We start from the raw sequence: 14,535 nt of genomic DNA, 5'->3' as shown, positions 1-14,535 counted from the left end.
GGCCCAGCGGCCGCGGCACCAGGGATCACTCAGACATGTGGGGGGGCTCGTGCTCCCCCGCGCCCCACCCTCTCCTCCCCCGAACCCGCAAAGAGAACTGGTGACGGCTATGCCTTCGACGTCCGACGCCGCCCCCTCCGGAAGCACCCGGCCGGCCCGCCTCATCGCGGAGTTGTCCGTGCACGATCCGCAGTACCGCAATGCCATGCCCCTGCAGAGTGTCGGCACGGCGGTGCGTGACGCAGGGCGGGACCAAGTACTGTCACGCACCGTCGCGACGATCATGGAAGGGTACGCCGAGCGGCCGGCCCTGGCACAGCGGGCGAGGGAGCGGGTGACCGACCCGGTCTCCGGGCGCACATCACTGCGGCTGCTCCCGGAGTTCACCACGATCAGCTACGGCGAACTGTGGGCGCGGGCCGGTGCCATCGCGGCGGAATGGGCGGCGGACACGGGTCGTCCCCTCGCCCCGGGCGACTTCGTCGCGATCTACGGATTCACCAGCTGCGACTACGTGACGCTTGATCTGGCGTGCCTGCGGCTGGGGGCGGTGTCGGTGCCGTTGCAGTCCGGGGCCCCCGTCTCCCAGTTGGCGCAGATCGTCGCGGAGACCGGGCCGCGCGTTCTGGCGACGAGTATCGAACTCCTGGACAGAGCCGTTGAGTTGGTGCTGCCCGCCGAGTCGGCACCGCGGCTGGTCGTGTTCGACTACCACCCGGAGGACGATGCCGAAAGGGAGGCCTTCGACGCCGCGCGCACCAGGCTGGCCGTATCCGGTCACGCCGCCCCCGACACGCTGACAGCGGTGATCGGGCGCGGGTACGACCTGCCGCCGGTGCCGCTGTTCATCCCCGGCCCCTACGACGACCCCACCCGCCTGCTGATCTACACCTCCGGCAGCACGGGGACGCCCAAGGGGGCCATCTACACCGAGCGGATGCTGCACAGGTCGTGGGCCGGCTCCGTGCCCATACCCGACAGCGTGGCCTCGATCGTCGTCAACTACCTGCCTCTGAGTCATGTCGCAGGCCGCTCGTCACTCGTGGAGACGCTCAGGCGGGGCGGCATCTCCTACTTCACCGCGCGGAGCGACCTGTCGAGCCTGTTCGAGGACATCGCGCTCGCCCGGCCGACGGCTCTGCTCATGGTGCCCCGCATCTGCGACATGCTGTTCCAGGAGTACCAGGCCGAAAGGGCGCGGCGGGCGGCGGAGTTCACCGACGGCGAGGCGCTCGACGCCGCCGTGAAGACGGATCTGCGGGAGCGCTTCGTCGGCGGGCGGCTGCTTCAGGCGCTCTGCGGCAGCGCTCCGCTCTCCGCCGAACTGCGGGAGTTCGTGGAGTCGTGCCTGGACCTGCCCCTGCTGGAAGGCTACGGCTCCACCGAGACCGGGTCGGTGCTGCTCAACACGGTTGTGCAGCGACCGCCGGTGCTCGACTGCAAACTGGTCGACGTACCGGAACTCGGCTATTACGGGACTGATTCGCCGTACCCGCGAGGTGAGCTGGTACTCAAGTCGGAGACGATCACGCCCGGGTACTACCGGCGGCCCGACGCGACGGCCCAGGCATTCGACGAGAACGGCTTCTACCGGACCGGCGACATCATGGCCCGGATCGGTCCCGACCGATACATGTACGTCGACCGCCGCAACAACGTCATGAAGCTCGCGCAGGGCGAGTTCGTCGCGCTCACCCGTCTCGAAGGGGTGTACGTCACCAGCCCTCTCATCCGGCAGATCTTCGTCTACGGCAACAGCGAACGCGCCTACCTGCTGGCGGTGATCGTGCCGACCGAGGAAGCGCTCGTCCGGGTGGCCCACCCGGACGACCTCAAGGCCTCGCTGAGTGAGGCCCTGCAGGAGACCGCCCGCCACGCCGAACTGAACTCGTACGAGATTCCGCGCGACTTCCTGATCGAGACCGAACCGTTCACCCTGGAGAACGGCCTTCTGTCGGACACTCGGAAGAACCTGCCTCCCCGCCTCAGGGGACGCTACGGAGAGCGGCTCGAAGCCTTGTACGCCACAGTCGAGCAGGAGCAGGACGACGCGGTGCGAGCGCTGCGCGACGGCGGACCGGACCAGCCCGTGTTCGAGACGGTCAGCCGCGCCGCGCAGGCGCTCCTCGGCTGCTCGACGGCGGAGTTGGACGCCGCCACCCACTTCACCGACCTCGGCGGCGACTCACTGTCCGCGATGTCCTTCGCCACGCTCCTGACGGAGATCTTCGGTGTCGAGGTGCCGGTCGGAGCGGTCCTCAGCTCGTCGAACGACCTCCGGGCCCTTGCGGACCACATCGAGAGCGGCCGCGTGTCAGGGGCGAAACCATCCACGTTCGCCACGGTGCACGGTGCGGGCAGCACCGAGGTACGCGCGTCCGACCTCACTCTCGACAGGTTCGTGGACGCGGAAACCCTCGCCGCCGCCCGGCAGTTGCCGCAGCCCGAGGAGACCACGCCACGGACCGTGCTGCTCACCGGCGCGAACGGCTATCTCGGCCGGTTCATGTGCCTGGACTGGCTGGAGCGGCTGGCCGACACCGGTGGGAGGCTGATCTGCGTCGTACGTGGCCGGGACGAGGCGGCAGCCCGAGCACGCCTCGATCGCGCCTTCGACAGCGGTGACGCGGAACTGCTGCGCCGCTACCGGGACCTGGCCGCGCGCCATCTCGACGTGCTCGCCGGTGACATCGGACAGGAGAACCTGGGGCTGAGCAAGGCGACCTGGCAGCGGCTGGCCGCGGAGGTCGACCTGATCGCGCACCCGGCCGCACTGGTCAACCACATGCTGTCGTATGAGCAGTTGTTCGGCCCGAACGTCGTGGGGACGGCCGAAGTGATCCGGCTGGCGATCACCACGAAGATCAAACCGTTCATCCATCTCTCGACCGTCGCCGTGGCCGCACCACTCGATCCGTCGGCTCTCGACGAGACGGGCGACATCCGTGAGCTGAACCCCGTGCGAGCACTCGACGACACCTATGCCGGCGGTTACGGCACGAGCAAATGGGCGGGCGAAGTGCTCCTGAGGGAAGCCCACGACCTGTGCGGCCTGCCTGTGACCACCTTCCGGTCGGACATGATCCTCGCCCACAGCCGCTACACCGGGCAACTGAACGTGCCGGACGTGTTCACCCGCCTCCTGTTCAGTCTGGTGCGGACCGGCATCGCGCCGACGTCCTTCTACCGGACCGAGGGCCTCACGGGTTCCGGACAGGCCCACTTCGACGGGCTGCCCGTCGATTTCACCGCCGAAGCCGTCAATGCGCTCGGCGCGCAAGCCGCCCGCGGGTATCGGACGTTCAACGTGGTCAACCCGCACGACGACGGCATTTCGCTGGACGACTTCGTGACGTGGCTCGTCGAAGCCGGTTACCCGATCCGGCACCTGGCGGACTACGACGACTGGATCGTCCGGTTCGAGACCGCGATCCGCGCACTGCCGGAACAGCAGCGTCAGCACTCGCTGCTGCCGCTGCTGCACGCGTTCCGAAGGCCCGAGGAACCACTGCCCGGATCCGCCATCCCCGCCGACCGGTTCCGAACCGCCGTACGGGAGGCCGGCATCGGCGCGGACAAGGACATCCCGCATCTGACACCCGAGTTGATCGTCAAGTACCCGGCCGACCTGCGTCAGCGGGGGCTCATGTAGATGCGGCACGCCCCCTACTCCCCGCCTCCGGCATGATCGAGACGGCGCGACCGCCTGCGATCTCGTCGTTTCCAGGTCCCATTGCCGGCTTTGGCAGGCACCCCGTACGGCGGACGCACGGGCGCGGCGGCTTGCTTCCATGTCCGTTGTCCACAGGTGTGTTGTTGCGAACATTGGGTGAGGGGCGAGAGCGATTCGTTGTTCGCTCCGTGTCATGTGACGGTGAACGCGATCTTGAGTTGCCCCAGGATGTGTGGACAGGAGTGGTTCAGCGAGACGTCGGCGGACCGGGCGACGGTTGGCCCTCTGCGCGTACGAGCAGGTCCGGGAGCCGAAGCAGATCATCGCCAAGCAGGGCGGCCGCACGGGACCACTTCGCCAGGGTGAGCGACAACGGTCGTGGGGTACCGAGGGGTGCCGTGCGCGGCGGGCTGAAGAACATGGAGGAGCGGGCCGTCGCGCTCGGCGGTGATCTCTGGCTCGGTGCGCGCCCGGAGGAGGCGGCACCCGGGCGGTGTGGCGGTACCGGTGCGGTCCACCCGCGGATGACAGTGGCTCGCCCGATGACCCGTATCAGTGTGCCGGGCGCTCGCTCGCTTCGGGCCGCTGCAGAGGGGAGGCGGCTCCGGTGCCCACCGCGGTCGCCGCGGCAACCGGTGACGACCTGGTGCGTGGAACAGGACGTTCCGGTGACCCTGCTGCCCGCGGCCGCCTGCGGCACGATCCCCTCGTACGCCGAACCGCAGGCCGTGGCTCGGGGGTCGGCCCGCGCAGCGCGCCGCCTGGCTCAGCCGACCCGGCGGCACCCGGCTCGCTCATGAGATCGCCGCGGTGTACCCCGGGCCGGACGGCGGCCGGCTCGCCCAGCGCGCCTGCGCGGAACTCCTGGCATACGACGTCTTCTCTCAGGCCTCCGTCACCGGTGCACTGAAGGGCGTGCTCGGCGGGGAACAGCGTGAGGTCGTCCCTGCTCCGGCGGCGTGACGTGTCCCCGGCACGCCTCCGCCCGGGGGCTTCACGCCCCCGGCTCGATGGTGATCGTCGGCGGTTGGTGCAGCGTGTTGTGGACCGTGCAATGGGACGCGACAGCCGGCAGGACCGCGTGGCGCTGCGCGGAGATGTCGGGCGAGGAGGTTCACCGGAGCAGTCGCGTGTGGCACGAGCGGCCCCCGAAGCGCCCGTCTTCGCGGCGGCACCGGGCGACCCGACCGCTGCCGGCGCGCCACTCGCTCCCCTCGTCCCTGGCCGGCTCCAAGTGGCGACCGTGGTTGCAACAGAGAGAGGCTTGAAGGACGCGGCATTCATGTCCCCAAGTGGGGGTGACCGGCGGATGGGAGGAAGCCCATGAAGGTGGGAGTACTGACCGGCGGAGGTGACTGTCCCGGCCTGAACGCCGTCATCCGCAGCGTCGTCCGCAAAGGGGTCCAGGAATACTCCTTCGACTTCGTCGGCGTGCGGGACGGCTGGCTCGGTCTGCTCCAGGGTGACGTCGTGCCGCTGGACATCTCCACCGTGCGGGGGATCCTTCCCCGCGGCGGGACCATCCTCGGCTCCTCCCGCACCAACCCGTTCAAGCACGAGGACGGGCTGCGACGCGTCCGGGACACCCTCGCCACGCACGGCGTCGACGCACTCGTCGTGATCGGCGGCGAGGACACGCTCGGCGTGGCCACCGAGCTGAGCCGGCAAGGGGTCCCACTGGTCGGGGTGCCGAAGACCATCGACAACGACGTGTCCGGCACCGACTACACCTTCGGCTTCGACACCGCCGTCGGAATCGCCACCGAGGCCATCGACCGCCTCCACACCACGGCCGAATCACACATGCGCACCCTCGTGGTGGAGGTGATGGGGCGGCATTCCGGATGGATCGCCCTGCACGCCGGCATCGCGGGCGGCGCCAATGTGGTCCTCATTCCGGAGCAGCCGTTCGACATCGACCAGGTCTGCGAGCAGGTGAAGAGCCGGTTCAAGATCAATTATGCGCCGATCGTCGTGGCCGCCGAGGGGGCCGTCCCCAAAGAAGGGCAGATGGTGCTCAAGGACCAGTCGCTGGACGAGTTCGGCCATGTACGGCTGTCCGGCATCGGCGAATGGCTGGCGCAGGAGATTTCCGAACGCACCGGCAAGGATGCCCGCACCACAGTCCTGGGCCACATCCAGCGCGGCGGCACCCCGAGCGCCTTCGACCGATGGCTGGCCACCCGTTTCGGGCTGCATGCCATCGACGCGATCAAGGACGGGGAGTTCGGCGTCATGGTCGCCCTGCAAGGCACCCGAATCGTCCGGTACCCCCTCGCCGATGCGACAGCGGAGAACAAGAGGGTCGATGCGTCGCTGTACGACGAGTTCGAGGTGTTCTTCGGCTGACCGGACCCGGCGCTCACCGGTCACCGAGCCGCGACAGGACCTGCTGTTCTGCCCCTCCCGGCCTCTGGTGGGCCGTCACCCGGCGTGCGGCACCACCGCCACCGGGCAGCGGGCATGGTGCAGTACGGCGTGGGTGACCGGGCCCAGCCGGCCCTCGTCCGCCCGCGGATCGGTGCGCCGGCCCACGACGAGCAGGTCCGCATCCCGGGTGGTGTTCAGGAGCGCTTCCGCGGGGTGGAGCAGCATGACATCGACACGAACCGTCACCCGTGGATACTTCGCCTGCCACGCACGCAGGGCGTCGGAGAGCCGCAGAACCTCCTGGTCCTCCCACGTGGCGCGGTCCTCCTCGGTCACCGCCAGGGTCCGGGGAGACACGGACTCGGCGGGAAAGGCCCATGCCTGGACCGCTCTCAGACCCGCCCCACGTGCCTCAGCGGCCGAGAACGCGAAGTCCGCGACCTCACCGATCGGCTGATGCGCGTCGAACCCCAGCACGATCCGGGCGTTGCTGCGTGCCGGCTGGGCCCCTTCTCCGAAGGCGCCGGGCCGATGGGGGACCAACACGACAGGGGACGGTGCTCCGGCCGCCATCCGCAGGGCCACCGAGCCGACCGCGAGACCCTCGAAACCGCCCGTCCCGCGTGTGCCGACGACGAGGAGTCCGACATCGCCCGCCGCCGCGAGGAGCGCCGCGGCGGGCGCGTCATCGGCCTGCTCGGCCAGCACGTCGAGGTCCGGGTAGCGATCGCGGAGATCGGCGACCACCTGTTGGAGCATCCGCGCACTCACCTGACGCAGCCTTTCCCGGGCCGGGTCCGGCACTGAGGTCCCGGGAAGCGGTGGAGAAGCGCCCAACAGCCGCAGCGGGGCCCCGCGCAGCACAGCCTCCCGTGCCGCCCAGTCGGCCGCCGCCGCACTGCTTGGGGACCCGTCGACACCCGCCAGCACAGGATGACTCATCATCGCCTCCTCCGCCCGGCCTGCACCTGCGGGTGCCACACGGCTCATGTCTCCTCTCACCCACTGTTCCACGGCAGCACCGCATCGGCGCCCGGGACCGGATTCGGCGGGCCGGGACGCCGAAAACGGCGCACGGAACAGGAGGCCGCCGAGTCACCCCGGGCCTTGTCGAGCCGGCAGGAATCGGGGTCGAACAACCCAGCAGTGACGAACAGCCCCTCGGCCGGGCAGTTCGCATGGTGCAGCGGGGCCGGGCCGACCGAGCCGAGCCGAGCAACAGCCCCGTGAAGCCGCCGCAGCCCCGGAATCCGTGTCGTGCTCCCCGACCGGTCCGTGACCAGCGATCGCACCGTGGGAAAGCTGCACGTTCGTGCTGCCGCAGCGTTGGTCCGCGTGAACCGGCGTGCCGGGCCCGCGTCGGCCACGGGATCCACCGGACAGGCCATGGGCTCGGGCGCCACGGTCACGGCCCGGTCGGCCGGCACCATGCGCAGCGGTGACTCCTCCGAGTCCGGCACGCGGATCCACGGCCTCCGGGCTCGCCTCGGATCCGCCGTCGCCGACGACCAGGGGAATGGTCACCGCTCCGGTCTCCTCTCGCACCGGATGCGCGTTCCTCGGGGCTCCCCGCCCTCCCTGGTCCACATGCGCGCCGGAGAGGATTGGGGTACTCCTCGAAGGGAGAGAACGCATCACGCTCGGCATGTCGGCGACATCCGGACCAGGCGCGCCACCGGACCCGGTCACCGTCATCCAACGTCATCTCCAGCTGCGTACGAGACGGAGGCCGCCGCCATGCAGCCAGACGTCACCGTGGGCCTGGACGGCTCGCCCGAGAGCCTCGCCGCCGCCCGCTGGGCCGCCGACGAAGCCGAGGGGCGGAGGCTCGCCCTGCGGCTCCTGCACGCGTGGCCGCTGTTGGCGCCGGCACCCGCCCGTGTGGCCCCCGAAGTCGACCAGAACTACTGGGCGAAACGTCTCGTGCACACCGCGCAGGCGGAGCTGCAGACACGCCATCCGGGCCTGACCGTCGTCGGGAACCTGGTCCCCGAGGATGCTCAGGAGGCCCTGCTCCGAGCGGCCTCGGATTCCGAGATGCTTGTGCTCGGCGCTCGGGGGCTGGAGACCGTCGAGAGCTACTTCATGGGCGACGTCAGCATGCCGGTCGTGGCGCGTGCCGAGCGGCCGGTCGTCCTGGTCCGCGCGGAGCCGACGGAGGGAGCGCCCCCCACACCGGAGAGCCGCGTGGTGGTGGCGTTGAAACTGCACGACACCGGTGAGGAGTTGCTCGACTTCGCCTTTCACACCGCCGCGGCCCGGGGCGTCGCGCTGCTGGCCGTCCATGCTCGCAGCGTGCCGCTCCATGCGCGCACGCCCTGGGGTGCGGACCACGAGGTGACCGAGGAGATGAGGAACGAGGCGAAGAAGGAGCTGGGCAAGGCGCTTCGCCCTTGGCACGAGAAGTACCCGCAGGTGGAGGTGGCGGCCGGCATCCGTCTGGCGAGCCCCGCCAAGGCCGTCGTCCAGGCCGGCGCGGGCGCGGCACTGCTGGTCATCGGCCGGCGCACGCACCGGCACGGTGTGGCACCTCACCTGGGCCCCATCGCCCACGCCGCCCTCCATCACGGACGCTGCCCCGTCGCCGTCGTCCCCCATGACTGAGCCCGGGCATGCCGGCCCTCGGCCGTCGCGGGCGGACGTGTGCGAGACCCACACCGCGATCCTGTTCTTCGCCGGCGACCGCGCCTACAAGGTCAAGAAACCCTTGAACCTGGGTTTCCTGGACTACACCGGGCGGGCAGCCCGCCGGGCGGCGTGCGAACGCGAGGTAGCCCTCAACCGCCGCTTCGCCCCCGACGTCTACCTGGGCCTGGGCGAGGTCTCCACCCCTGACGGCGAGGCGCCGGAACCGCTGGTGGTGATGCGCCGGATGCCGGAGGACCGACGCCTGTCGCGGCTCGTGCGAACGGGCGCCCCGGTCGACGACGTGCTGCGGACCGTGGCGCGGCGGCTCGCCGCCTGGCACGCGGACGCTCCCCGCGGCCGGGACGTGGACGAACAGGGCACGCGGGACGCGCTGTCCGCACGCTGGGAGGCCGGCTTCGCGCAGATCCGCGCCCTGACAGGGGAGGGCTCCGTGCCGGACGGGGTGCCCGAGGCCGAGCGGCTGGTGCGCCGCTATCTCGTCGGCCGCGAGCGATTGTTCGATTCACGGATCGCGCAGCGGCGAGTGGTGGACGGCCACGGCGACCTGCTCGCCGAAGACGTCTTCTGCCTCGACGACGGCCCCCGCGTCCTGGACTGTCTGGAGTTCGACGACCGCCTGCGGTACGTCGACGGTCTCGACGACGCCGCCTTCCTCGCGATGGACCTCGAACACCTCGGCGCTCCCGATGCCGCTGCCTACTTCCTCGCCCGCTACAGCGAGTACTCCGGGGACCCCGCGCCCCCGTCCTTGTGGCATCACTATGTCGCCTACCGTGCGTTCGTCCGCGCCAAGGTGTCACTCATCCAGGCGCAGCAGGGGGCGCCAGGCGCGGAGCCGGCGTCACGGCGGCTGGTCGCGACGGCCCTGGGCCACCTGCGCACCGCCGCCGTCGGACTGACGCTCGTCGGCGGGATGCCCGGCAGCGGCAAGTCCACTCTCTCCGGCGCCCTGGCCGACCGTCTGGAGGCCACCCTCCTCAGCAGCGACCGCCTCCGCAAAGAACTGGCGGGCATTCCCCCGGAGCGGCCGGCGGTGGCCGGCTACGGAGAGGGGCTGTACACGCCCGAGTGGACGGCCCGGACCTACGCCGCCCTGCTCGATCGCGCGGCGGCCCTGCTGGCGTCCGGTGAATCCGTCGTACTGGACGCCACCTGGTCCACCGCGGAGCAGCGTGAAGCCGCGCGGCACGTCGCCGAACTCACCAGCGCCGACCTGGTGGCCCTGCACTGCCAGGTGCCGGAGGAGGTGTCCGCGGCCCGACTGAGCACACGTGCTCCCGGCCCGTCCGACGCCGACCTCGACGTCGCCGCCGCCATGGCGGCGAGGGAGCCCGCGTGGTCCGAGGCCGTCGCCGTCGACACCAGTGGGCCGCTGGAATCCGCTGTCTCCCGGGCGCTTGCCGCCGTAAGGCCATGGGGTTCCGGTCAGGCGCCGATCTTCCGCCGCCCCTACATGGAACCGGACTAGGCAGAGAACCGGAGGTCACCATGGGCGATCATGGACCGCTCTCCCCGGGCGAGGCATGTCGAGCCGTGGCCGTGTGCTTCGCCTCCACCTTCCCGCTGGTCGCACACCACCGCCTCCACCTGCCCTGTCGGTCGACGGAACCCCACGCCTTCGAGGTGCTCCTCGCCCGGGAGACCGTCTGCCGGACGCGACCGTGAGCGTCGGCGGACCTCCTCAACGGCTGCACGCGCTGCTGGCCCGCCCCGGAGTCCACCTGCTGCTCCAACGCGAGGCGGACCACTCCCGTCACGTCTCCCCGGCGGTCGAAGCCGGCCTGTGGCGGGTCAGTCGTCCCCTCCGCCCGACGCCGTCTTGGAGAAGCCGTCATGCCAAGCGGCCTTCGCTCCTGAGTCACCGATGCGGTAGACGTCCACGACGGCTCCCGCGGCCACCGCGAGCGACAACACCGCCGCCACGACGCGCACTGGCAGGGCGGACCACCGTGCGCTGCCGGTGGCGCCCGATCCGGACGCGGCGGCGCGGCCGGTCGCCCACCAGACGGCGACCGCGAGGAGGAACAGGCCCCCGGCCCAGGGGAGCAGGCCGTCGCCGAGCTCGGCGTGCCGGCGCACCAGCGCGTTGTCGTCGACGTGTCCCTCCAGCCACTCGCCGGCCTGAGTGGTGAGCGGAACGCTCACGAGCGTGACAAGGGCGAGCAGAGGCAGGACGACGCCCATGCGCTGCGCCGCCTTGGGCCAGATCACACAGACCACGAGTGCCAGAGCGGTCAGAGGAACTAGGACCACAACGAAATGCACGAGCAGTATGTGTGCGGGCAGGCCGTTGACCAGGCTCATCGGTGAGATCCTCCAGCGAGTCGCGGTTCCCCGTGTCGATCAGGCGCGCCAGCCTGGCACAGCAACTTCTCAGCTTCTTCTGAGGATTTTCTTGTGCCATCCGTCCGGCCGAGAAGCAGGGCCGGGCGTCCCCTTCCGCATGGCCCGGGTGCCGCGGCGGGATGGAAGGAGACCGATCCGGCGGTCGCCGTGCCGGATCCACCGAGGTGCACCACCCCCCTTTCCGCCGAGTGCCGCACACCGCGGGTTCCCGGGAGCGAGGGCCCGGAGGCCGTGGTGAAGGCCGTCGCCGCGCTGCCGTGCCGATCGGGACCGGCCGGCCCATGCGGCTCACGCCTGCCGGGCGGAGAGTGGAAAGCAGCAACGGACGCGACACGAGGAGGCGGGAGCCATGTGGCACCGGACCGTGAGCGATCTCATGACCACGGCGGTCGTGAAGGTGCGCCGGGACACCGGCTTCAAGGAGATCGCCAAGCTGCTGGCCGAGCATGACATCACCGCCGTGCCGGTCGTGGACGGCGAGGAACACGCCGTGGGCGTGGTCTCCGAGGCGGACCTGCTGCGCAAGGAGGGCGCGCAGCTGGATCCAGCGGGCCTGCTGCCGGTCCTGTGTCCCGGGCCCGCCGACCGTGCGAAGGCCGAGGCCACCACCGCCGAGGGACTGATGAACAGCCCGGCAGTGACGGCCAGGCCCGCGTCCACAACGCCGACCGGTCCCAGCTCGCCGCCGCCTCCCTCACCCAAGGCATCCGACGTGGTCATCACCATGGGGTGCGGCGACACCTGCGGCGCCCACCGGTGGGTCGGCACTCACAGCAACCGCAGTTCGCGTGCGCGGCGCACCGCTTCGTTGCGGCGGTTCACCGCCAGCTTCCGGTAGACGCTCTTCAGGTGGGTCTTGACCGTGTTCACCGACACGTAGAGGTCGGCGGCGATCTCCTCCGTCGACATCATCCGCGCCAGCCGGAGCAGTACGTCGCGCTCACGCCCGCTGAGCTCCTCCACGACCGGCGGCGGACCGCTGTGCGAGGGCGGATCCGGGCTGAGCGAACCGGAGCGGAGGGGGCCACGGGCGGGTGGGCCGGGGCTGCGGGTGCCAGGGGTGAGCCAGCCCGCGGCCAGGGCGCGCAGGGGTGCGGTGTCGAGGAATGGCCGGATCCACGGCCCGGTCTCGACGAAGGGGCGGCGCAGCCGTTCGCGCCGTGCCTCGTGCAGGGCCCTGGCGACGAGCCGGCGGGCGGTGGCCGGGTCCCCGACCCCGTCGGCTGCCTGCGCCCTCACGAGCAGAGCCCGGACCGTCACCGCGGGACCGGAGCGACCCTCCGGATGGGCACGGTCGAGCAGGTCGATCGCCGCGCCGGGGCGGCCCGCGGCGAGCTGCGCCCGGGCGGCACCCACCACGCAGGCCGGCTGGTCGTCGGGCACCGCCTCCAGCAATCGGACGGCCCGCTCGGGCCGGCCCTCGGCCAGGTGCGCGGTGGCCGCTACCAGCGCCGTGTGGCCCCGTGCCCAGGGTGAGGCCACGTCGGCCGTGACGGCCGGTTCCGCCGCCCTGAGTGCTGCGCGTGTGTCGCCGCGGGCCAGCAGAAGGCGCGCGGTGGCTATGGCGCGGCCCGCCGCCAGTACCGGGTCGTGGTTCACGGGGTGCGCCGCGGTAGCGGTGTCGAGGAGGGCCTGCGCCCTGGAGAGTTCGTTGCGGTCCACGGCCACCGCGGCCAGGACCAGTGGCCCAATGCCGGAGCCGGACGGCTGCGGCAGGCTGAACCGTTCGGTCTCGGTCATCGAAGCCAGTGCCTTGCGCTCCGCCCTGCCGAGCCAGCCGTTCAGATAGTCGATCAGGGCCAGGCGGCCCAGGGCGTCCTCGCGTGGGAGCGCCGTGGAGGCGCCGTCGGCGCCGTCGGCCACCGCGGCCAGCACGGCGCGTGCCTCCCCGAGGTGCCCGGCCCACAGCCGCGCCGACCCGAGATGCGTCAGCAGCAGGGCCGTGAGCTCGGGGTGCTGGTCCAGCAGATGGGCGGGGACCGCTTCCCTGACTTCCGCGGCCGCCTCCGCCGCCCGCTCCGCCCGCCCCGGCGAACCGGTCAACCGGGCCGCCAGCGCCTCGAGCAGGGCACAGCTCAGCCGCGCCGCCGCGCGGTCCGGCGCGTCCCCCGCCGGGCCGCGCTCGCCGTCCAGTCTCTCCTCGGCGTGCCGCAGATGGGTCAGGCCACGGTCGAGATCGCACCGGGCCAGCTCACGGGCCGCCCGGACGAGATCGCTCGCGGGGCTCGTAGCCTCGGGCCCCATCCGCGAGAACAGCTCGACCAGGTCGTCGCAGCGCAGGCCGGTGAAGAGCTGCCCGATGGCGAGGTCGCCGACGAGGACGCCGGCGGTGAACTCCCAGTCGCCCGCGGCGGCACCGTGCCCGAGGGCCTCGGCCAGGGCCCCGGAACGCCGCAGCCACTCCGCGGACCTGCGGTGCAGTAAGGGCTCCAGGCCGGGATGGCGTACCCGCAGATGGGCGCGGAGGATCTCCCCGAACAGCGGGTGGAGACGGTAGCGGGCGTGCCCGAGGTGCTCGACGAAGGCGTTCTCGCGGTGCAGCCCGGCCAGGATGGGCTCGGCGTCGGTGCGCTCCGTGAGGGCGTTGGCCAGGTCGGGGCAGAAACGTTCGAGGACGCTGACCCGCAGCAGGAGGTCCTGCGTCTCGGGCGCCTGCCGCTTGAGCACCTCGGCGAGCAGGAAGTCGGCGACCGTCGTGCGGTCGGCCTCGAACTCCTTCAGATACGTCTCCGGATCCTGGCTCTCCTGCGCGGCCAGGGCGGCCAGCCGCAGCCCCGCGGCCCAACCCCGGGTCCGCTCCACCAGCGCGCTCGCGGCCGGCACCGCCAGGCTCAGCCCGTGCAGTCGCAGCAGCGCGGCGGCCTCCTCCGGGGTGAAGGCGAGCTCCGCGTTCCTGATCTCCGTCATGGCGCCTGCCGCCCGGTAACGGTGCAGCGGCAGCAGGGGCTCGGTGCGGGTGACGAGGACCAGGCGCATTCCGTGCCCGGCGTGGTGCAGGACGAACTCCAACTGTTCCGCGATCTCGGGGGCGGTCACCCGGTCGTACTCGTCGAGCACCACGACCACGGGCCGGTCCTGCCCGCGCAACACCGCGGCGAGCCGGGCCAGCAGCGTACGGTCCACCCGGCTCGCGTCCGCCGGGCAGCCGACCTCGGCGGGCAGGGCCACGCCGGCGGCGCGCAGCGCCTGGAGCAGGTACGCCCAGAACACCCCGGGAGCCTGGTCGGTCGCCTCGTTGGTCAGCCAGGCGACGCGTCGATCGCGCCCGGCAGCCCAGTCGGCGACCAGCAGTGTCTTTCCCGCACCCGCGGCTCCGTTGACCATCGTCAACGGCGTCAGGAGAGCTTGGTCCAGGTGCTCGACCAATCGTTCGCGCCGCAGGAACGTGGCGGGTCTGGCCGGCAGGGCGAACCGCGTGGTCAGGTACGGGTCGCCCAGCGGATCCGCGCGCGGCTCGGCCCGTACCCCCGAATCGTTCACCTCGGATGCGGCCACCG

The 14,535-nt window shown here is 71.5% G+C and carries 9 protein-coding genes and 1 pseudogene; 6 read left to right on the top strand and 4 right to left on the bottom strand.

Annotated elements, in window-relative coordinates:
* The first annotated feature begins 109 nt into the window (after positions 1-109).
* The 3 genes from car to IG99_RS27225 all read left to right on the top strand — a co-directional run bounded on the left by car (position 110) and on the right by IG99_RS27225 (position 6,022).
* On the top strand, positions 110-3,652 hold the full coding sequence (car, locus tag IG99_RS27230) for a carboxylic acid reductase (protein WP_078947927.1): 3,543 nt from the start codon (positions 110-112) through the stop codon (positions 3,650-3,652).
* Between the two features lie 831 nt (positions 3,653-4,483).
* Complete coding sequence (locus IG99_RS48900) at positions 4,484-4,636, top strand: hypothetical protein (protein WP_158973245.1); 153 nt, start codon at positions 4,484-4,486, stop codon at positions 4,634-4,636.
* Between the two features lie 360 nt (positions 4,637-4,996).
* Positions 4,997-6,022 (top strand): 6-phosphofructokinase, encoded by a 1,026-nt coding sequence (locus IG99_RS27225; RefSeq protein ID WP_037678072.1) that lies wholly within the window; start codon positions 4,997-4,999, stop codon positions 6,020-6,022.
* A gap of 75 nt (positions 6,023-6,097) precedes the next feature.
* On the opposite strand, the gene IG99_RS27220 is transcribed toward IG99_RS27225, so the two are convergent.
* Both IG99_RS27220 and IG99_RS48895 read right to left on the bottom strand, forming a co-directional pair.
* Positions 6,098-6,985, bottom strand: coding sequence for a universal stress protein (locus tag IG99_RS27220; protein WP_037678121.1), 888 nt, complete (start codon positions 6,983-6,985; stop codon positions 6,098-6,100).
* 56 nt (positions 6,986-7,041) lie between these two features.
* Positions 7,042-7,473 (bottom strand): hypothetical protein, encoded by a 432-nt coding sequence (locus tag IG99_RS48895; RefSeq protein ID WP_158973244.1) that lies wholly within the window; start codon positions 7,471-7,473, stop codon positions 7,042-7,044.
* A gap of 307 nt (positions 7,474-7,780) precedes the next feature.
* Between IG99_RS48895 and IG99_RS27215 the strand changes: the two genes are divergently transcribed.
* Together IG99_RS27215 and IG99_RS27210 are read left to right on the top strand one after the other, a co-directional pair.
* The gene (locus IG99_RS27215; RefSeq protein WP_037678071.1) at positions 7,781-8,647 is read left to right on the top strand and encodes a universal stress protein; all 867 of its coding nucleotides are present in this window, start codon (positions 7,781-7,783) and stop codon (positions 8,645-8,647) included.
* On the top strand, positions 8,640-10,160 hold the full coding sequence (locus tag IG99_RS27210; protein WP_234311966.1) for a bifunctional aminoglycoside phosphotransferase/ATP-binding protein: 1,521 nt from the start codon (positions 8,640-8,642) through the stop codon (positions 10,158-10,160). The genes IG99_RS27215 and IG99_RS27210 overlap by 8 nt, the downstream gene beginning before the upstream one ends.
* A gap of 323 nt (positions 10,161-10,483) precedes the next feature.
* Here the strand turns inward: IG99_RS27210 and IG99_RS27205 are convergent, their stop codons facing one another.
* Entirely contained in the window at positions 10,484-10,996 is a 513-nt protein-coding gene (locus IG99_RS27205; RefSeq protein WP_037678069.1) for a DUF2231 domain-containing protein, read from the bottom strand.
* A gap of 391 nt (positions 10,997-11,387) precedes the next feature.
* Between IG99_RS27205 and IG99_RS27200 the strand changes: the two are divergent.
* Positions 11,388-11,690, top strand: a pseudogene (locus IG99_RS27200) (CBS domain-containing protein); the annotation flags it as partial.
* A gap of 116 nt (positions 11,691-11,806) precedes the next feature.
* On the opposite strand, the gene IG99_RS27195 reads toward IG99_RS27200, so the two are convergent.
* Positions 11,807-14,533: a LuxR C-terminal-related transcriptional regulator gene (locus tag IG99_RS27195; protein ID WP_394298051.1), complete on the bottom strand. Its 2,727-nt coding sequence runs from the start codon at positions 14,531-14,533 to the stop codon at positions 11,807-11,809.
* Between the last annotated feature and the right edge of the window lie 2 nt (positions 14,534-14,535).

Origin of the sequence: Streptomyces griseus subsp. griseus (assembly GCF_000720255.1) — a bacterium.
In the GTDB taxonomy this organism is placed as follows: domain Bacteria; phylum Actinomycetota; class Actinomycetes; order Streptomycetales; family Streptomycetaceae; genus Streptomyces; species Streptomyces griseus_I.
Note: the sequence above shows the minus strand (reverse complement) of the source record. Positions and strands in the feature narration are given on the sequence as shown.